The following is an 18,172-nucleotide window of genomic DNA, read 5'->3' as shown; positions in this document are numbered from 1 at the left end:
CCTGAAAAATAATGAGGTGGTTTCTCATTATCGTTCGACCTCTAAGGAAGGCCGGAATACAGGCCAGTCTGTCGATGTCCTTTCTTGGAGCGAGAAAATGAGTTCGTCCCCGGTTTCACAGCGCCATCCATTGAATCGTGCCCTGCAGGGTGCGATGTTGGGTTTGATCGTCAGCAGCTACGCATTGCCATCGCTGGCGCAAACGTCGAGCGCTGACCACAGCAATCAAGTCAAGCAGTGGAATATTGCTGCCGGCCCACTGGCGCCGGCGCTTGACCAGTTTGCGCGCGAGGCTGGCATCAGTCTTTCCTTCGACGCGTCGAGTGTTGCGAACCGCACCACCGCTGGCGTGAATGGCTCGCTCGATACGTCGGCAGCGCTGTCATCGTTGCTGCAGGGGAGCCAATTGCAGATCGAACAGCAAGGCCCGAACGCTTACCTGCTGGTCCCTCAAGCAAAGACCGCCGGCCCGCTGGAACTCGACGCAACGGATGTCGAGGACTACCGCCTTGCCCCTCTCATCATCAATGCCAAAGTCAGGGTCAGTGCCGACGACGACGCCAACTCGGTGGTCGCCAAGGAACTCTGGGTTGGCGGAAAAGTGGCAACCAGCATTCTCAACACACCGGCATCGGTATCAGTTGTTACCAACAAGGAAATGGAGCAACGCAGCGTCAGCACCACGGAAGAGGCGCTGCAATACACGCCCGGCGTGATCACTGACTTCTACGGTACGGATGACCGCAACGACTATTTCCAGATCCGCGGCTTCCAGGCCACCACCTACCGTGACGGTTTGACCCTGAGTTCGATGCGCGGCGTACGCGAAGATCCATTCGCTTATGAGCGCATCGAGATTCTGCGTGGCGCCAACTCCACCCTGTTTGGCCCGGCAGACCCTGGCGGCTCGGTAAACTTCGTGACCAAACAGCCGCGCTTCGAGCAGTTTGGCCAAGGCTATGTGACCTACGGCTCCTTTGACCATGTCGAGACAGGCATCGATGTCGGCGATGCGCTGAACGACGAGAAGACCCTGGCTGGCCGCTTTACTGCCAAAGGTCAGAACAGCGACCGCGAGTACGATCACTCGCAGGACGACAACCAGTTGTTTATGGGTGGCCTCACCTGGGCACCGACGGATTACACGTCGGCGACGATGATTCTGGACTACCTGAAAACCGAAAGTTCGCCCAACAGTGGCGGTTATCCGCTGGACAAGGAATACGACCGCAGCAAGTTTTATGGCGAGCCCAGCTACAACTTTCACGATGTCGAGCGCACCAGTCTCAGCGGTAACGTCACCCATGACTTCGACAACGGCTTCGTACTGCGCAGCAATCTGCGTTACAGCAAGTTGACCGATGATTTTGGCTACGTTTACCTCAGCGACAGCGCCGCACGTGTCGGTACCACCGTTGACCGCTATCAGTTTGGAACGGACACCGAAGCCGACCAGTTCAACGGCAATCTGATGCTGCAATACGATGCCCGCTTCGAGAACATCGACAGCAGCAGCCTGGTGGGTGTGGAGTACCTTGATTCGACCACCAAGGAAAGCTCGGTCTACGCCCCGACGACCTCGATTGACATTGCAAACCCGGTGTTTACTGGCGTCTCACGCTCAATCGCGCCGTATGCCGTCAACAAGCGAGACGCGACCACCAAGGCCGTATTTCTTCAGCAGAACCTGTCGTTCTACGAGCGTTTCATCGTCACCGGCGGTGTGCGCAACGACTCGATGGACTTGACCAGCAAAGGCCTGGAATCCACTGAGAAAGACACCTTCTCCGAAACCTCCTACCGAGGTGCGCTGACCTATATCGTCAACGACGAGGTCTCCACCTATGTGAGCATGGTCGAATCCGTCTCGCCGCCGCAGGTTGGCGTCACACCGCAGACGGGCCGGCAGTACGAAGTGGGCGTGAAGTATGCGCCGATGGGGATGGACGCCCTGTTCTCCGCAGCCGTTTATGACCTGACTCAGGAAAACGTCACCATCGCTGTGGTGCTGCCGAGCGGCATCATTGAGCAACAGACCGTGGGCGAGTCGCGGGCGCGAGGCCTCGACCTGGAGGCGAAAGCGCAGGTGACGCAGAACCTCAGCCTGATCGGTGGTTATTCCTATATGGAGTCCGAAGTACTGCGCGGTTCGTTATACGACGGCAGTTCGCTGAAGGGTAATGAGTTCTCCACGGCACCCAAGCATTCCGCTTCACTCTGGAGTTATTACGACGTGCCCGCGACTGATGTCAGCGTTGGCTTGGGGGCGCGCTACGTCGGTTCTTATTACTTCGATGCCGCCAACTCCGGCAAAAGCGATGGCACCACGCTGTTCGACGCCGCCTTCAACTACAAGATCGCCAAGGGCACCGACCTTGCGGTGAACCTCAGCAACCTGTTCGATGAGCAGCACGTGGTCGGTTCCGGCACGGCGAACTTCTACAACCCGGGGCGCGAGATTACCGCGAAATTGAGTTACAACTGGTAAGCAGCGTGTAAGCCTTTTTCCCACATAGAAAGCAGTGCCCGCTTAACCGCGGGCACTGTCAATTTTCGCGATCGAAGACTCGGTCAAGTCTGGCTTCATTGGGTCAACGAGCTGCGCCAGTACAGATGCTGAAAACTGACGTTCTACACTCGCCCAATTTCAGATGGGCATCAAGCTCCCGCTGGCGCATTCGCCTCAACAAGATGAACCTCCGTGGCATTGCGCCCCGCCAACCAGGCCAGCACTGACGCGACAACCAACACCGCGGCACTAAGCTCGAACGTAGCTTTATAACCACTCAAATCAAAAGCCAGACCACCAATGATTGCGCCTCCCGCGATCGCCAGTTGAACAATCGCCACCAGCAAGCCGCCTCCGGCTTCCGCATCATCCGGCAGCGTCTGCGCCAGCCATGTCCACCAGCCGACCGGCGCGGCCGTGGCAACCAGTCCCCAGAGGCCGAGCAACACGGCGGTCAGCACCGGTGATTTGCCGAAGCTCACCAACGCCAGCGCGATGGCCGCCATGATCAGCGGGATGACGGTCAACGTGCGGTAGAGGCCGCGCCCCATAAACCGTTCGATCAGAAAGGTGCCGATAAAACCGGCCAGTCCCAGCCCCAGCAGCATCAAGGACAACGTTGAAACACTGACGCCCGTCACGCCTTCAAGAAAGGGTCGCAGGTAGGTGAACAGCATGAACTGGCCCATGAAAAAGACACTGACGGCGACCATGCCCAAGGCAACTGGCAATTGCTTCATCAACCGCAGGACGTTGCCGCTACCGGCCTGGCGCTCAGCCTTGAACGACGGAAGGCTGATCAGCAGCCACACGGCGGCAAGCACCGCGACCGGAACCACGCAAAAGAACGCGCCGCGCCAGCCGATCAGCGAGCCCAGAAAACTGCCCGCAGGAGCGGCGATGACCGTCGCCAGCGCGTTACCGCCGTTGACGATGGCCAGCGCTCGCGAAACCTGTTCAGGCTTCACCAGGCGCATTGCAGTCGCCGCCGACAGTGACCAGAAACCACCAATCGCTATACCGATCAACGCACGTCCGAACATGAATGACGGGTAGCCCGGCGCGACCGCGACGACCGTGCCGGAGACGATCATCAGCAAGGTCAGGCCCAGCAACAATTTCTTGCGTTCGACGCGCGCAGCGACCGAGGCAATCAACAGGCTGGTGATCAAGGCAAAGGCACCGGAAACGGAAATCCCCTGCCCGGCCTGGCCTTCGGTGATGTGCAGGTCTGCGGCAATCGGCGTCAGCAGGCTGACGGGCATAAACTCTGAAGCGACCAGGGCGAATGCGGCCAGCGACATGGCTAGCACAGCGCTCCAGCCGCCTGTTCTTTTAGAAGGATCTGTAGAAGGAAACGTCATGGAAACTACCTGTGGTGCGAAAAACCTGTGGATGTGATGCGCAGGGGCAAGCAGTTTGTCGTCCCTTCCGGACACTGCCCCTGTAACAGATAGACACATTCTCCCGGTCAATCCGGCCCTTCCCTAGCGCATTCCTCTTGAATGCTTGCCTGATCCTCTGGCGATGCAGGGTGATGGATAGGAAACGTCTCGCGCGCGGATTAGAGTTCGGTCAACAGGAGTGACCCGACATGATCCCTACCCCTCTGCCCCAGCAATCGCCTTTGGCGTTGCACATCGACCCGCGCGTGAGTGCGCCGGGTGACTTCGCCACGGCCATACCCGGGCTGTCGTTGTTTCGTCGCGACCAACCGGCGCCCCCTGTTGTGTGCATGATCGAACCCAGCCTGATTCTCGTCGGTCGCGGCGAAAAGCGCTTGTGGGTCGGTGGTGAGGGTTACAGCTATGACCCGTCACGTTTTCTGGTGACCTCACTGGACCTGCCCGCCAACTCCGAAGTGATGCTTGCCAGTCCTGAGCAGCCCTGTGTCGGCCTCGTGCTGAAGCTGGATGTGAGCATGCTCGCCGAGGTCATCACCAAGAGCGGCTTGCCGGCCAAGCGCCAGCCCTCAACGGGCACGGGCGCCGCGATTGGCAGCCTGTCGTCTGCGCTGGAGGGCGCACTCGAGCGCCTGCTGGCATTGCTCGATGAACCCGAGGCGATCCCGGTGCTGGCGCCGCTAATACTGCGCGAAATCCACTATCGGCTGCTGCACACCGACCAAGGCGCACGGCTGCGGCAGATCACGGCCGTCGATGGTCAGGGTTATCGCATCGCAAAGGCGATTGACTGGCTCAAGGTCAATTACACAGATGCATTGCGCATCGATGATCTGGCTGCGCGGGTGCAGATGAGCGCGCCAACCTTTCACCATCATTTCCGCCAGCTCACCGGAATGAGTCCGCTGCAGTACCAGAAATGGCTGCGGCTGAACGAGGCGCGGCGGCTGATGCTGGTCGAGCGCCTCGACGTTTCGCGGGCGGCGTTTGCGGTCGGCTATGAAAGTCCTTCGCAGTTCAGTCGCGAATATGGCCGGCTGTTCGGCACCGCGCCGAGCCGTGACATCGCCCTTTTGCGTGGGCAGCCATTCGAAGCAGAAGCCCTCGGCACAGTAGCGAATTGAACGAAAAACGCTGATGCGCCTCGCCGCGTGTCACCGAACATAACAATGCACGTCAACCGATGATCAGCGGGTGAACCATGGAACTACGAATCAACCAGAAGACCTATCAGGTCGATGCCGACGCCGATACGCCCTTGCTGTGGGTGATCCGCGATGATCTGGGCATGACCGGGACCAAGTACGGCTGCGGACTGGCGCAATGCGGCGCCTGCTCAGTGCTGGTGGACGGCAATGTGGTGCGCTCGTGCGTCACGCCGGTGGCCGGTGTGGTTGGCCGCGAGGTCACCACCATTGAGGCCATCGAAAGCGATGACGTGGGCAAACGGGTGGTCGCGACCTGGGTCGATCTGCAGGTCGCGCAGTGCGGCTACTGCCAGTCCGGGCAGGTGATGGCGGCCACTGCGTTGCTCAAGCAGAACGCCAAACCGAGTGATGCGCAGATCGAGGCGGCGATGGTCAATCTGTGCCGCTGCGGCACTTACAACGCGATTCATGCCGCCATGCATGAGCTGGCCGGCAAGGGAGACGCGTGATGAACGTTCGTATCGACCCTTCACAGCAAGCCTCCGTACTGGACCTGCACGAACCGATCAATGTTTCGCGCAGACGTTTTCTCACCGGTACCGCCGTCGGCGCGCTGGTCCTCGGCTTCGGCCTGCCGCTCGGTACAACGCGCGTGCAAGCTGCCGTTGCAGCGGCGACGGCCGAACGCGGCACGCAGGTGCCGGCGTTTCTCGAGATCCGTCCGGACAACCGCGTGCGTCTGCTCTGCCCGTTCATGGAAGGCGGACAAGGCACGTTCACCGCGATGGCGCAAATCGTCGGTGAAGAGCTGGATGCCGATCCGTCGACCTTTCTGGTCGAAGCCGCACCGCCCGGCGAAGCCTATGTGGTGTTGGAAAACGGCATGCGCATCACCGGCGGCAGCATGTCGGTGCGCATGAGCTACCCGGTCATGCGTCGCCTCGGCGCCCTCGCCCGCGCCATGTTATTGCAGGCGGGCGCGCTGCAACTTGGCGTGCCGGTAAGTGAATTGACCACCGAGCCTGGCAAAGTCGTGCATGCCAAGTCAGGCCGCTCGTTGGCTTACGGAGAATTGGCCGAGCGCGCAATGGATCTGCCGGTTCCCGATCCGGCCTCTGTGAAGCTGCGCGATCCGAGCCAGTTCCGCTGGATCGGCAAACCGGTGAAGCGCCTCGATGCCTACGACAAGTCCACCGGCAAGGCGCTGTACAGCATCGACCTGAAGGTCGACAACATGCTCCACGCTGCCGTTCAACATGCCCCGCGCCTGGGCATGACGGTCGGCAACCTGCGCAACGAAGAACAGGTCAAGGCCATGAAAGGTGTGCATTCCGTGCATCGTCTGCCGGGTGCCGTGGCGGTGCTCGCCGAGCGCTGGTGGCACGCCAAACGTGCGGTCGAGGCGATCCAGGTCGACTGGCAAGAGCCAACGGCCGACAGCAAAGTGCGGCCGATGCCCGCGGACTTTTCCAGCGACGCCTGGTTCAAACGCCTCGCGGAAGATAAAGGCCCGGCCAAAGATGATGAAAACCAAGGCGATGTGGCGTCGATTCTCAAGGAAACCAAGACCCGGATCGACGCCACTTACCACAACCAATACCTGAACCACGGCCAGCTGGAGCCGCCTTCGGCCCTGGCCCGATTCAACCCGGACGGTTCGCTGGAAGTCTGGTTGCCGAATCAGGCGCCGGACATGTTCCGCGCCGACATCGCCAAGCGTACGGGCCTTGATCCGTCGCGCATCACCTTGCATTCGCCGCTGCTGGGCGGGTTCTTTGGCCGGCATTTTCTCTACGACTCGGCCAGTCCCTATCCGCAAGCGATCGCGCTGGCGAAAGCGGTTGGCCGTCCGGTCAAACTGATCTGGAGTCGCGAAGAAGAGTTCTTGCGTGACGTGCTTCGTCCCGTTGCTGCAGTGAATTTCCGCGCTGCGCTGGACAGCGACGGCTGGCCGCTGGCAATCGAAGCGATCAGCGCCACCGAAGGCCCGACCGAAGCCCTCGCCGGCAAGCAGGGTGAAAAACTCGACCCCACTGCGCTTGAAGGGTTGTCGGGCAAGTCCTATGCGATCTCTAACAAACGCATCGCGCAGATCTACGTCAAAGGCCCTGCGATGCTCGGTTACTGGCGTTCGGTGGGCAATTCGCTGAACGACTTCTTCTATGAATCGTTCCTCGACGAACTGGCCGACAAGGGCGGCAAAGACCCGTTCGACCTGCGCCTGCATTTGCTGCGTGACAACAAACGACTGACCACCCTGCTGCAAGCGGTGGCTGAACTGTCGGGTGGCTGGAAGCGCGGGCCGTTTACCGCCGAGGACGGCAGCAAACGTGCGCGCGGCGTGGCCATGGCTTCGCCGTTCGGTACGGAGACGGCGGTGATCGCCGAGGTGTCCATCGAGAACGGCCAGGTCAAGGTGCACGACATCTGGCAAGCGATTGACCCGGGCAGCATCGTCAACCCGGCGATTGTCGAGGCGCAGGTCAATGGCGCCGTGGCGCTGGGACTGTCGCAAACCCTGGTGGAAGAAGCCGTGTGGGTGGATGGCAAGCCTCGGGCGCGCAATTACGACTTGTATCCGATCCTGCCGCCTGCGCGGATGGCCCGGGTCCATGTGCGGGTGGTCGAGAGCGGGGAAAAAATGGGCGGCATCGGTGAACCGCCGTTGCCTGCGGTCGCGCCCGCCGTCGCTAACGCGGTAGCAAGGCTAACCGGTCAGCGGGTGCGCAGCCTGCCCATGAGCCGACACACCTTCACTTGATCAGCGCCGGAGCGTCCATGAATAACAGCCGATTCGCAAGAACCGCTGGCTGGCTGGCAGTGCCGTGCCTCGTCGCGGCAGGCCTGCTGGCCTGGTATGTCACCCGCGAGCCTGTCTCGCGCCTGGAAAACCATCAGATCGCCGTGGCCGACATCGACCCGGCACTGGTCGCGCGGGGCGAATACGTCGCCCGGCTCAGCGATTGCGTGGCCTGTCACAGCGTGCCGGGCGGTGCGCCGTTCGCCGGCGGTCTGGAAATGGCCACACCGTTGGGCTCAATCCATGCGACCAATATCACCCCGGACACGGAAACCGGCATCGGCCACTACAGCCTGGCGGATTTTGACCGGGCGGTGCGCCACGGCGTGGCCCCCGACAGTCGCCGGTTGTATCCGGCGATGCCCTACCCGTCCTACGCCAAGCTCAGTGACGATGATGTGCGTGCGCTGTATGCGTTCTTCATGAAAGGCGTGGCGCCGGTGAAACAGGCGAATATCCCCAGCGCGATTCCCTTTCCGTTGAACCTGCGCTGGCCGATTGCACTGTGGAACGGTGTGTTTGTCGACGCCGAGCCCTACGCGGCCAAACCGTCGCAGGATCAACAGTGGAACCGTGGCGCTTACCTCGTTCAGGGCGCCGGGCACTGCGGCAGTTGCCATACGCCGCGCGGCCTGGCGTTCAACGAGAAGGCACTGGATGAATCCGGTAAACCGTACCTCGCTGGCGCCTTGCTCGATGGTTGGTACGCGCCGAGCCTGCGTGATGACCACAACACCGGTCTGGGCCGCTGGAGTGAGGCGGAAATCGTGCAGTTCCTCAAGACCGGTCGCAATCAACACGCGGTGGTCTACGGCTCAATGACCGAGGCGTTCAACAACTCCACGCAGTTCATGAACGATGACGATCTGACCGCGATTGCCCACTACCTGAAATCGCTTCCCGGGGATCGCGAACGGGACGGCGCGCCGTGGCAGTATCAAGCGGTTTCGGCGGCGCAACGTCTGGACTCGCCCGGTGCTCATACCTACGTGACGCGCTGTGCTTCCTGCCACGGCCTCGACGGCAAGGGGCAACCTGAATGGATGCCGCCGCTGGCCGGCGCCACCTCGGCACTGGCCAAGGAAAGCGCCTCGGCGATCAACATCACCCTGAATGGTTCGCAGCGTGTCGTCGCGGCTGGTGTGCCGGATGCCTATCGCATGCCGGCCTTCCGTGAACAGCTGTCGGATCAGCAGATCGCCGAAGTGCTGACCTTCATGCGCAGCACCTGGGGCAATCAGAGCACAGCGGTCGATGCGCAGGCGGTGGGCAAACTGCGTGAACACACCGATCCGGCCAGCAGCAGCCCGATCATCCTGCAGATGCGCTAAGAGGAGACACTGATGGAAAGCATCGACTTGCTGGTCCTGCGCACGGCGCGGGACTGGCTTGCCGCTGGCGAGCGTGTGTTGCTCGCTACGGTGGCGCGCACCTGGGGTTCTTCACCGCGTCCGACGGGGTCGATGATGGCTTTGCGTGACGACGGTCGCGTGGTGGGCAGCGTGTCCGGCGGCTGCATTGAGGATGATCTGATCCATCGCTTCACCACGGCTCATGGCGGCAACGCTTTTAGCGACAGCGCACCGCAAGTGGTGCGCTATGGCGTCAGTGCCGATGAGGCGCATCGCTTCGGCCTGCCCTGCGGTGGCACGCTGGAACTGATCCTTGAGTTCAACCCGGCGTGGCAGTCGCTTGACGCGTTGCTGGGGCAACTGGACGCCGGGCAACTGGTTCGTCGCCGTCTGGCGTTGGAGTCCGGAGAGGTGATGCTCGAACCGACCGCGACGCCGGAACAGTTCAGCTTCGATGGCGCGCAGATGCTCAACACTCTAGGGCCGGGCTATCGAATGCTGATGATCGGTGCCGGCGCGCTGGCCGAGTATTTGGCGACCATGGCCTTGTTCAACGGTTTCAAGGTGGCGGTGTGCGATCCGCGTCCCGAGTACATCGAGACCTGGGCGGTGGATGGTGTGGAGCGGATTGTCGGCATGCCGGATGACGTGGTTCGCGACTTCGCAGTCGATCTGCGCACCTGCATCGTCGCCTTGAGCCATGACCCCAAACTCGACGATCTGGCCCTGCTCGAAGCGCTCCACGGCCCGGCGTTCTACATCGGTGCGATCGGCTCGCGGCGCAACAGCCAGTTGCGCCGGGAACGCCTGATCGAGCATTTTGGTGAAACCGAGGCGTCGCTTGAGCGCCTGCACGGGCCGATCGGCCTGTATATCGGCAGCAAGACCCCTGCGGAAATCGCCGTTAGCGTGATGGCCGAGATTCTTGCGGCGAAGAATGGTGCCAGCCTGCCGAAAGCGTTTTCAATTGCCAGGGCCAAAGCGGTTAACCTCGTTACCACCTCATCCGGCTAACCCCCAGCAAACACTGACATAGCGCCTCTGATCAATAGCAAATGCGCAAACAAAGAGGGCGCCTTGTCAGGCGCCCTCTTTGTTTATATTGCGTGCGGCAGGTAGAGCGGATCAGTGTGATTTCTTGGCTGTCGACGTTCCGGCTTTGCTCAACCCTTTTGAGTTGTGATCCCCTGGTGTCGTGTCGGAGATCGCCGTCGCTTTGGTCACGCCGCGCGTATCTTTGGAATGGGCGACGCCTGAAGTCGTTGAGCCGTGACCGCTGTTCCCATTGCGATCACTGCCGTAGTGGTTACCGCTTTCGCCATGGTCGCGAGTGGCCTTGCCCGCATGATCACTACTGAGCCCATTGCCACGGCCGTTGCTATTGGCACTTCCGTGATCTGAGCCGCTATGACCGCCGCCCGTACCGCCGCCATGGCCACCGCCGTTACCACCACCATTGCCGCCGCCGTTGCCACCACCACCACCACCACCACCACCACCGTCCTTCGCGTAGGCAGAGTTCATGACAGAGAGGTCAGCAGGGAGTAATGGGGCGGCTGCGAGCATCATGGCGCAGGACATGACAGCAAGGAGACTCTTATTCTTCAAAAGCATGATTGCTTCCATTGGGTTGATTTCGCAAAAGTTAAGACGCAATCGGCCCTTTATGGTTCAAGTCCTGCGACAGACGGAAGTCGCTGTACAAGGCCCGATTCTGGGGCAGCCAATATGACTTGAGCCGTGGTCGCAGGACGTTTTCGATCACCAGGCTCCTACAGTCTTTCTCTGTTCATAGAACCCCTCCCGGCAAGAAGGGTCTGCTCTGGTATGACCTCTCAGGAATACGCCCCATGTCCGCGCAAAGCAACCTTGTCATCCTCGCTCGGGGAGGCTACGCCGCCCGGGGAATGCTGTATCTGATCATCGGTATCTTTGCGTTACTGGCCGCCCAGGATTCAACCAAGCCGAAGGACAGTCACAAGAGTCTGGAAGCCTTGCTGGGCCAGCCATTCGGCTATTTTCTGGTTGGACTTGTCGTGGCGGGGCTGCTCGCATTTGCCGCCTGGCGTGTCCTGCAGGCAACGCGTGATGTCGATCATCACGGCACAAAATTCAAAGGGCTGGTGATTCGCACAGGGCTGTTTGTGGGTGGTTTGGTCAACGCTGCTCTGGCGTTCTTTGCATTGGGTCTGCTTATAAGCGGGATTAAAAGCTCGGGCGATTCCGCAGGACAAACCAAAGACTGGCTGGCGCATTTGCTGTCCTGGGAACACTCGAACTGGCTGGTGTACCTGATCGCCCTCATTCCGCTTGGGGTCGGCATTGCTCACATCTTCAAGGGCTGGAAAGCGACGTTCGAGAAGTATTTCGAGGCCGACGAGGACGTCATGCGCTACGTCCGCCCGGTCTCGCGGTTTGGTCTGATAGCGCGCGGAGTGGTGTTTATCGAGATTGCATTGCTTCTGGCCGTCAGCGGTTCTACCTACCAAGCCATGGATCCACCGGGTATGAAGGAAGCGCTCGATGCGCTGCAGAATCTACCCGCTGGCTGGCTGATTTTGATGGTGATGGCCTTGGGGCTGATTGCCTTCTCGGTCTACAGTCTGGCGGAAGCTTTCTGGCGCAAGATCAATATGGATGTGCCGGGAGTTGCTAGACCGTAGGGTGTAATCCAGTCCCCATGGCGCCCGTCATCCAGTCAGCGGGGACGCCACCGTTTATTCACACCCGATAGTACTCGCGATACCAGCGTACAAACTGCTCCACGCCGGCTTCAACCTCCATCTGCGGCGAAAACCCGATCCAGTCTGCCAGCGCCGAAACATCCGCCCAGGTCTTGATCACATCGCCTGCCTGCATCGGCAACAAATTGCGCTGAGCTTTTATGCCCAAAGCCGTCTCCAGGCAGTCGACAAAGTCCAGCAGCGCGATCGGCCTGCCCCGCCCCAGGTTGAAAATCCGGTGGCTGCCCTCGTCTTCCTTGTTCGGCACCGGCGGCTTCGGGCACAGGCGGACGATGCTTTCGACAACGTCATCGACGTAGGTAAAATCTCGCGCCATCTGGCCCTGGTTATAAATATCGATCGGCCGCCCATTGAGGATCGCTTCGGTGAACTTGAACAGCGCCATGTCCGGTCGACCCCATGGTCCATAGACGGTAAAAAACCGCAGTCCGCTGGCCTGCAGGCCGTAGAGATGGCAGTAGCTGTCGGCAAGCAATTCATTGGCGCGTTTGGTGGCGGCATACAGCGACACCGGGTGCTCGACGGCGTCATCGACGCTGTATGGCAGCTTGCTGTTGGCCCCATACACCGAACTGCTCGACGCGTAGACCAGATGCGCAGGTGGATAGTGGCGGCAGGCTTCCAGCACATTGAGAAAGCCCAGCAGATTCGATTGTGCATAAACATCCGGGTTGTCGAGCGAATAACGGACACCCGCTTGAGCGGCCAAATGCACGACTTCGGTGAACCCCTGCTCTTCGAAAAGTGCCATCAAGGCTGGCTTATCAACAATGTCCATGGTCTGGAAACGGAAACCTTTTAGCTCGCTCAACTGCTTGAGGCGCGCCTGTTTGAGTTCCACGCTGTAATAATCGTTAAGATTGTCGATGCCGATTACTTGATGGCCTTGCAATATCAATCGTCTGACCGTGTGATATCCGATAAAGCCTGCAGCACCTGTAACAAGAACGGACATATTTGTCTCTCCAGCCAAGTCGCCAGGCGATTAGTTATAACGTTGGTCGACTTGCGCAGTCCAGACTTTATAACTTCCCCAACTATGGGGTTTAACGTCTGATCTAAATGATCAAGCGACGACTCTGAAGTGACAGTAAAGTTTCTTGCCTTCCGACAAAAGGATGACGCCTTAAAAAACAATAACCTGCGCACGAGTGCCATCATTAGCAGATAAATGGCGTGTTTTTTGACTGGGAACGTTTGACAGACCGCAAAGACTGGCCGATAACTACCAAGGTTCATTTTTACAGGGCGCGAGCAATCTTCTACTCGCGCCCTGTCGTTTCAGAGACAACTACTTAGTTACCTATCGTTAAAGCTGCATGAGCAGACCGTGCGGTAGCTTTGTCTTCTGAAAAGTTAAGCCGCGGCTTATTGCCTATGTGCCGCACACTATAGCGTCACGCCGCAGTTCGACGCACCTTAATGAAACGCTGTGTGATTCAAGTTTGAAACACTTCAGTGTTAATAAAATAAGAATAGACTTTCACCCTTTGCCCTTACTTAGCCCTCGATAGAGCTTCTGCCTGCATAAACTTTCGATCATTACAGAGTTTACCAGCATGCCAGTTATCAGCTCCGAACGTCCCTTTTGGTACCTTTTGCAATGCAAGCCACGTCAGGATGAGCGCGCTCACCTCAACCTGCTCCAGCAGGATTACGTGGTATTCCATCCGCAACTCCTCAGTGAACGAATCATCCGTGGGAAACGACAGCGAGTGCGCGAGTCGCTATTCCCCGGGTATTTGTTTATCCAACTCAGTCGTAACGACAATTGGGGGCCACTGCGTTCCACACGCGGGGTCAGTCGTATCGTCGAATTCAATCACGGTCCTGCGACGGTGGCAGAGCACGTCATCGAGCACCTGCGTGCGCGCTGTATCGAATCATCGCTGGCGGAACCGGATCAGGCGCTGAAACCGGGGCAGAATCTGCAGATCGTCAGCGGCCCGCTGGCTCCCTTGGAGGGCGTGTTTCTCGGCTTGCACGGCAACGACCGGGTGATGATCCTCCTGCAGTTTCTGAATCGCGAACAATCGGTTTGCTTGCCGCTCAGCGTGATCGAACGTCAACAACCCAACGTTCAGAACTATCACTAACCCCTTGCCTTATAAGCCTTTGCTCAGGAGCTATAACATGGCTTTGAAGTCACGATGCCCTGTCGCACTGCTGATGGCCTCTCTCTATCCTGGAATGGCCTGGAGTATCGATCCGCAAGCCATTAATGTTTACGGATTCGATTTCACGCCATCCTTTTTGTTTTCAGAAAGTTATGACGATAACTTTCGCGAAGTGGAAAACAGTAAACAGTCATCGATGGTCACCAAACTGGCGCCGACCTTCGAGCTCAAGGCGGAAGATCGCAACAGCGCCACTCGACTGATCTGGCAGCCCACGCGTTATATCTATCACGACGATTCCGATGCCTCGAACACCGCCCAGCGCGTGCGTGCCGACAGCATCATGGAGTTCACCGACCGCCATCGTCTCAAGCTCGACGCTGAATACCGTAAATGGGAGCGCACCGAGTCGACGGCAGTCGAGGGCATCAACGACAAGCTCAACAATAAACGCGTGGGGGGTCTTTACACCTTCGGCGCTAAAAGTGCCGACAACCAAATCGATGTCGGCGCCAGTTACGCGCAACTTCGCTACGACAATGCCGATGGCATCAATGACGACAAGGAACGCAATACCACCGCCCTCACCAGCACCTGGTACCACCGCATCGGCAGTAATACCCGCGGCCTGCTCGAATATGACCACACCGACTTTGATTACCAGCAAGCCAACAGCCCGCGCAGCAGTAAATCCGATGCGGTACTGGCCGGTGCCGTGTGGGATTTCACTGCGCGTACTACCGGCAAAGTGCGTCTCGGTTATGAGCGCAAGAACTTCGACAACAGCGAATCCAAAGACCTCAACAACCCGACCTGGCAAGTGGACTTGCAATGGAAACCGCGAACCTATTCGACGTTTACCTTTGTCGCTCGTCAGGCCCTTGCCGAAGGTGACGATGGCGCCGATGCCGTGAAGTCGACGTTCACTCAGGTCGGTTGGCGCCACGGCTGGACCGAACGCATCACCACGGTGGCACAAGCCGGGTTTGGCCGTTATGTCTACGAAGGCCAAAGCCGTACCGACGATCTGCAGGACTACAACCTGGCCGTGGTGTACGCGATGCGCCGCTGGCTGGATATCGAACTGGGTTATCGGTACCGCGACAACGATTCCGATGCCGACGATGAAAGCTTCACCCGCAACGTGTTCCAGATCAGTTTCAACGTCAGCCTTTAAGAGGGTTTCGACATGAACACACGCACGCTCGTCTTGGTTTTTGCCCTGTTTTTTCTACCTCATACCTTCGCTGCAGACCCCAGCACCCAATACAAACTGGCCGCTGGCGATGTCTTGCGCATCATCGTCTTCGGTGAGCCGGAATTGAGCCTAAAAAAGATCCGCCTCAGTGACGCCGGCACTTTTTCCTACCCTTTTCTCGGTGAGATCTCCGCCAAGGGACTGACCCCCGGCCAAGTCGAAAAAATCATCGTCGACGGGCTGAAACAGGGTTACCTGATCGACCCGAAAGTCAGCCTCAGCCAGATCGAATACCGTTCTTTCTACATCAATGGCGAAGTCAAGAAACCCGGCAGTTACCCGTTCGTGCCCGGCCTTACCCTGGAAAAAGCCATCGCCTTGGGTGGTGGCCTGACCGAGCGCGCCTCGATCAAGCGCGTGACCATTTTGCGCGGCGATGGTGGCGCGACCCTCACCGATGACGTGACGCGCAACACCACGATTGCCCCCGGCGACACCATTTCCATTGCACAAGGCTTTTTCTAATCATGGACAACAGCCCTAGCACCTACGTCGAACGTCCTCTGCAAGCGCATCTGCATCAGCAGTACAGCGAAGACAAGGACACCCTTGACCTGTTAAAGCTCTGGAGAGTGATCTGGCGCGCGAAATGGAGCATCGCCTGGCTGGTGCTGGCGAGTGCTGCGCTGGCAGCGATTGTGGTCTCGAACATCACGCCGCAATACATCGGCAGTACCACCTTGCTGTTCAACGATAAAACCCCGCCGCTGATGTCGTTCCAGCAAGTCAAGGATTCCGGTGGCAACGCCACGGATTACTTGCAGACCCAGCAGGCGCTCCTGCAATCGCGCGACCTTGCCGAACGCGCAGTGAAAAAACTCGGCCTGACCACGCACCCGGTCACCGACCCGCGCCAGCAAGCAAAGCCCTGGTTTACGCCGCGCCAGTGGCTGGCTGATCTCGACCTTGATCAATGGATCCCGGGCGTGAGCCGCTGGATGCCGCTGAGCAAAAAAGACCAGCCCACTGAAGAAGACGTCTTCAATCAGGTCACGCAGAACCTCATGCTGCACACCAGCGTCAAGTTCGTCGGCAAGAGCCAGTTGCTCGAGATCGAGGTCGAGTTGCCCGATCCGGTTCTCGCAGCCGCAGCGGCCAATGCGTTGGCGCAAGGCTTCACCGACAGCCAGCTCGATACCAGTGAAAAGTCCTCGCAAACCACCACCGCCTGGATGAACACACGGCTGGTCAAACTGCGCGACAACTTGCGTGTCGCCGAGAAAAAGCTCCAGGGCTACCGCGAAGAACAAGGTCTGGTGGACGTTGGCGGCGTTGCCACCATCAGTGCCAACGAACTGGAAATGACCGGTAATCGCATGGTCGACGCCCGGCGCAACCGTGCTGAAGCCGAGAGCGAGTACCGCCAGGCGAAGGCCTTGGGCAACGGTGATCTGAGCCGGCTCTCCAGCGTGCCTGCGGTACTGAGCAATCCCTTGGTGCAGAAATTCCAGGCCGACCGCGCTGTGGCGCAAGCTAAGGTGGATGAACTGGCGGGCCGTTATGGGCCAAAACACCCGAGCCTGCTTTCTGCGCAGACCGAATTGCGCACCGCCACCACCAGCCTGCAATTGCAGGTGCAACAAGTGGTCGCCGGTATCGAGCGGCAATACCAGCTCGCCACTGCCAGTGAAGCCTCGCTGCGTCAGTCGTTCAACAGCAACAAGGCGCAAATCCAGGACATTGCGCGCAAAGAGTTCCAGTTGCGCGAGTTCCAGCGTGAGGTCGACAGCTCCCGCGCGCTGTATGAAACCTTCGTCACCCGCTTGAAAGAAACCACCGCCACCGCGGACATGGACTCGACCAAAGTGCGCATCGTCGACCCAGCCATTGTCCCGGTCGATGCGAGCAAACCGCGTAAAACCTTGATTGTCGCGATCGTCGGATTAATCGCAGCGGTGATCGGCGTTGCCTTGGCGCTGCTCTTCGAGAGCCTGAGCAATACCTTCAAAACCGACGAGTCGATCGAAAGCGCGCTGAACATTCCGTTGCTCAGCGTCGTGCCGCTGGTGACGAAGAAAACCCGTCGGCAACTGGCGCGCTTGTTTGAAGATAACGACAATCCGCGCTTCTCCGAGACCATTCGCAACCTGCGCACCTGGTTGATGCTGCAAAGCAGCGAAATGCCCTCGCAGGTGGTGCTGGTGACGTCGACGGTTGCCGGTGAGGGTAAAAGCACCATTGCCAACAATCTGGCCAGCTCGCTGACGTCACTCGAACGAGTGCTGTTGATCGATGCCGACATGCGTCAGCCAACCCTGTCGCTGAACTTCGATTTCCCACCGGACAGTCCCGGACTGGCGAATGTCATTGCCGGCACCGCCCGGCTTGAAGACTGCATTGTCTCGGTGGGCAATCTGGACATGTTGCCGGCCGGCAAAGTCCTGCCGGCACCGCTGGACATGTTCGCCGCCCCGCGCCTGCCGTCGCCGGCCGATTCGCTCAATCCGTTGCAGCCACCGCCGCAGGATCTGCTGAGCTCACCGCGCATGGCGCGCATGCTTGAAGCGCTGAGGTCGCGTTACCGCCACATCATTATCGATTCACCCCCAGCCGAGATGATCAGCGACGCACTGTTGCTGGCGCGGCATTCGGATGCCGTGATCTACGTGGTCAAGGCCGACAGCACGCCAATCAGCCAGGTACAGCGCGGCCTTGCCGCGTTGCAGCAGAGTCATGTGCCGGTGTTTGGCACCGTGCTCAATCAGGTCGACCTGCGCAAGGCGCGCAAGTACGGCCATCACCACTCCCGGGCGTTCTATAACTACGATTTCGCGCCCAGGTAACACCAGGCGAATACGCCAGCCGCTACACCCCCTTCTGCCATCGCACAACCCGCTTCAC

General features: G+C 59.3%; 14 protein-coding genes. 11 read left to right on the top strand and 3 right to left on the bottom strand.

Annotated features, from left to right (window positions below; translation table 11 throughout):
- Positions 1-97 precede the first annotated feature (97 nt).
- Entirely contained in the window at positions 98-2,488 is a 2,391-nt protein-coding gene (locus CCX46_RS14800) for a TonB-dependent siderophore receptor (RefSeq protein WP_127927536.1), read from the top strand.
- A gap of 170 nt (positions 2,489-2,658) precedes the next feature.
- Here CCX46_RS14800 and CCX46_RS14795 read toward each other — a convergent pair whose 3' ends face one another.
- Entirely contained in the window at positions 2,659-3,873 is a 1,215-nt protein-coding gene (locus tag CCX46_RS14795; RefSeq protein ID WP_127927534.1) for an MFS transporter, read from the bottom strand.
- A gap of 230 nt (positions 3,874-4,103) precedes the next feature.
- Here CCX46_RS14795 and CCX46_RS14790 point away from each other — a divergent pair, with 230 nt between their 5' ends.
- The 5 genes from CCX46_RS14790 (at position 4,104) to CCX46_RS14770 (ending at position 10,226) form a co-directional block, all read left to right on the top strand.
- Entirely contained in the window at positions 4,104-5,036 is a 933-nt protein-coding gene (locus tag CCX46_RS14790; RefSeq protein WP_127927532.1) for an AraC family transcriptional regulator, read from the top strand.
- Between the two features lie 77 nt (positions 5,037-5,113).
- Positions 5,114-5,569, top strand: a complete 456-nt coding sequence (locus CCX46_RS14785; protein WP_127927530.1) for a (2Fe-2S)-binding protein — start codon at positions 5,114-5,116, stop codon at positions 5,567-5,569.
- On the top strand, positions 5,569-7,821 hold the full coding sequence (locus tag CCX46_RS14780) for a xanthine dehydrogenase family protein molybdopterin-binding subunit (protein WP_127927528.1): 2,253 nt from the start codon (positions 5,569-5,571) through the stop codon (positions 7,819-7,821). The genes CCX46_RS14785 and CCX46_RS14780 overlap by 1 nt, the downstream gene beginning before the upstream one ends.
- Positions 7,822-7,838: 17 nt before the next feature.
- The gene (locus CCX46_RS14775) at positions 7,839-9,191 is read left to right on the top strand and encodes a c-type cytochrome (protein ID WP_127927526.1); all 1,353 of its coding nucleotides are present in this window, start codon (positions 7,839-7,841) and stop codon (positions 9,189-9,191) included.
- 12 nt (positions 9,192-9,203) lie between these two features.
- Positions 9,204-10,226 carry an XdhC family protein gene (locus CCX46_RS14770; protein ID WP_095118950.1) on the top strand — a complete coding sequence of 341 codons (1,023 nt, stop codon included), beginning with the start codon at positions 9,204-9,206 and terminating at the stop codon, positions 10,224-10,226.
- 111 nt (positions 10,227-10,337) lie between these two features.
- Here the strand turns inward: CCX46_RS14770 and CCX46_RS14765 are convergent, their stop codons facing one another.
- A complete protein-coding gene (locus CCX46_RS14765) occupies positions 10,338-10,826 on the bottom strand; it encodes a hypothetical protein (protein WP_177413903.1) in 489 nt (162 codons plus the stop codon).
- Between the two features lie 236 nt (positions 10,827-11,062).
- On the opposite strand from CCX46_RS14765, the gene CCX46_RS14760 reads away from it, so the two are divergent.
- Positions 11,063-11,875 (top strand): DUF1206 domain-containing protein, encoded by an 813-nt coding sequence (locus CCX46_RS14760; protein ID WP_127927522.1) that lies wholly within the window; start codon positions 11,063-11,065, stop codon positions 11,873-11,875.
- A 58-nt stretch (positions 11,876-11,933) separates the two neighbouring features.
- Here CCX46_RS14760 and CCX46_RS14755 read toward each other — a convergent pair whose 3' ends face one another.
- Positions 11,934-12,911, bottom strand: coding sequence for an NAD-dependent epimerase/dehydratase family protein (locus CCX46_RS14755; protein WP_127930398.1), 978 nt, complete (start codon positions 12,909-12,911; stop codon positions 11,934-11,936).
- 604 nt (positions 12,912-13,515) lie between these two features.
- Here CCX46_RS14755 and rfaH point away from each other — a divergent pair.
- Genes rfaH through CCX46_RS14735 form a run of 4 tightly spaced genes read left to right on the top strand, consistent with a single transcriptional unit; the run spans position 13,516 to position 18,114 of the window.
- The gene (gene rfaH, locus CCX46_RS14750) at positions 13,516-14,052 is read left to right on the top strand and encodes a transcription/translation regulatory transformer protein RfaH (protein ID WP_095118954.1); all 537 of its coding nucleotides are present in this window, start codon (positions 13,516-13,518) and stop codon (positions 14,050-14,052) included.
- A gap of 37 nt (positions 14,053-14,089) precedes the next feature.
- On the top strand, positions 14,090-15,250 hold the full coding sequence (locus CCX46_RS14745) for an outer membrane beta-barrel protein (RefSeq protein WP_127927520.1): 1,161 nt from the start codon (positions 14,090-14,092) through the stop codon (positions 15,248-15,250).
- Positions 15,251-15,262: 12 nt separating this feature from the next.
- Entirely contained in the window at positions 15,263-15,796 is a 534-nt protein-coding gene (locus CCX46_RS14740) for a polysaccharide biosynthesis/export family protein (protein ID WP_122598339.1), read from the top strand.
- A 2-nt stretch (positions 15,797-15,798) separates the two neighbouring features.
- Positions 15,799-18,114 (top strand): GumC family protein, encoded by a 2,316-nt coding sequence (locus CCX46_RS14735; protein WP_127927518.1) that lies wholly within the window; start codon positions 15,799-15,801, stop codon positions 18,112-18,114.
- Positions 18,115-18,172: the final 58 nt, after the last annotated feature.

This window comes from Pseudomonas sp. RU47, from assembly GCF_004011755.1.
GTDB lineage: Bacteria > Pseudomonadota > Gammaproteobacteria > Pseudomonadales > Pseudomonadaceae > Aquipseudomonas.
Note: the sequence above shows the minus strand (reverse complement) of the source record. Positions and strands in the feature narration are given on the sequence as shown.

Coding starts and splice junctions, on each gene's coding strand:
- CCX46_RS14770 (WP_095118950.1), top strand. CDS start 9,204: ATGGAAAGCATCGACTTGCTGGTCCTGCGCACGGCGCGGGACTGGCTT.
- CCX46_RS14735 (WP_127927518.1), top strand. CDS start 15,799: ATGGACAACAGCCCTAGCACCTACGTCGAACGTCCTCTGCAAGCGCAT.
- CCX46_RS14740 (WP_122598339.1), top strand. CDS start 15,263: ATGAACACACGCACGCTCGTCTTGGTTTTTGCCCTGTTTTTTCTACCT.
- CCX46_RS14755 (WP_127930398.1), bottom strand. CDS start 12,911: ATGTCCGTTCTTGTTACAGGTGCTGCAGGCTTTATCGGATATCACACG.
- rfaH (WP_095118954.1), top strand. CDS start 13,516: ATGCCAGTTATCAGCTCCGAACGTCCCTTTTGGTACCTTTTGCAATGC.
- CCX46_RS14790 (WP_127927532.1), top strand. CDS start 4,104: ATGATCCCTACCCCTCTGCCCCAGCAATCGCCTTTGGCGTTGCACATC.
- CCX46_RS14765 (WP_177413903.1), bottom strand. CDS start 10,826: ATGCTTTTGAAGAATAAGAGTCTCCTTGCTGTCATGTCCTGCGCCATG.
- CCX46_RS14775 (WP_127927526.1), top strand. CDS start 7,839: ATGAATAACAGCCGATTCGCAAGAACCGCTGGCTGGCTGGCAGTGCCG.
- CCX46_RS14760 (WP_127927522.1), top strand. CDS start 11,063: ATGTCCGCGCAAAGCAACCTTGTCATCCTCGCTCGGGGAGGCTACGCC.
- CCX46_RS14785 (WP_127927530.1), top strand. CDS start 5,114: ATGGAACTACGAATCAACCAGAAGACCTATCAGGTCGATGCCGACGCC.
- CCX46_RS14800 (WP_127927536.1), top strand. CDS start 98: ATGAGTTCGTCCCCGGTTTCACAGCGCCATCCATTGAATCGTGCCCTG.
- CCX46_RS14795 (WP_127927534.1), bottom strand. CDS start 3,873: ATGACGTTTCCTTCTACAGATCCTTCTAAAAGAACAGGCGGCTGGAGC.
- CCX46_RS14745 (WP_127927520.1), top strand. CDS start 14,090: ATGGCTTTGAAGTCACGATGCCCTGTCGCACTGCTGATGGCCTCTCTC.
- CCX46_RS14780 (WP_127927528.1), top strand. CDS start 5,569: ATGAACGTTCGTATCGACCCTTCACAGCAAGCCTCCGTACTGGACCTG.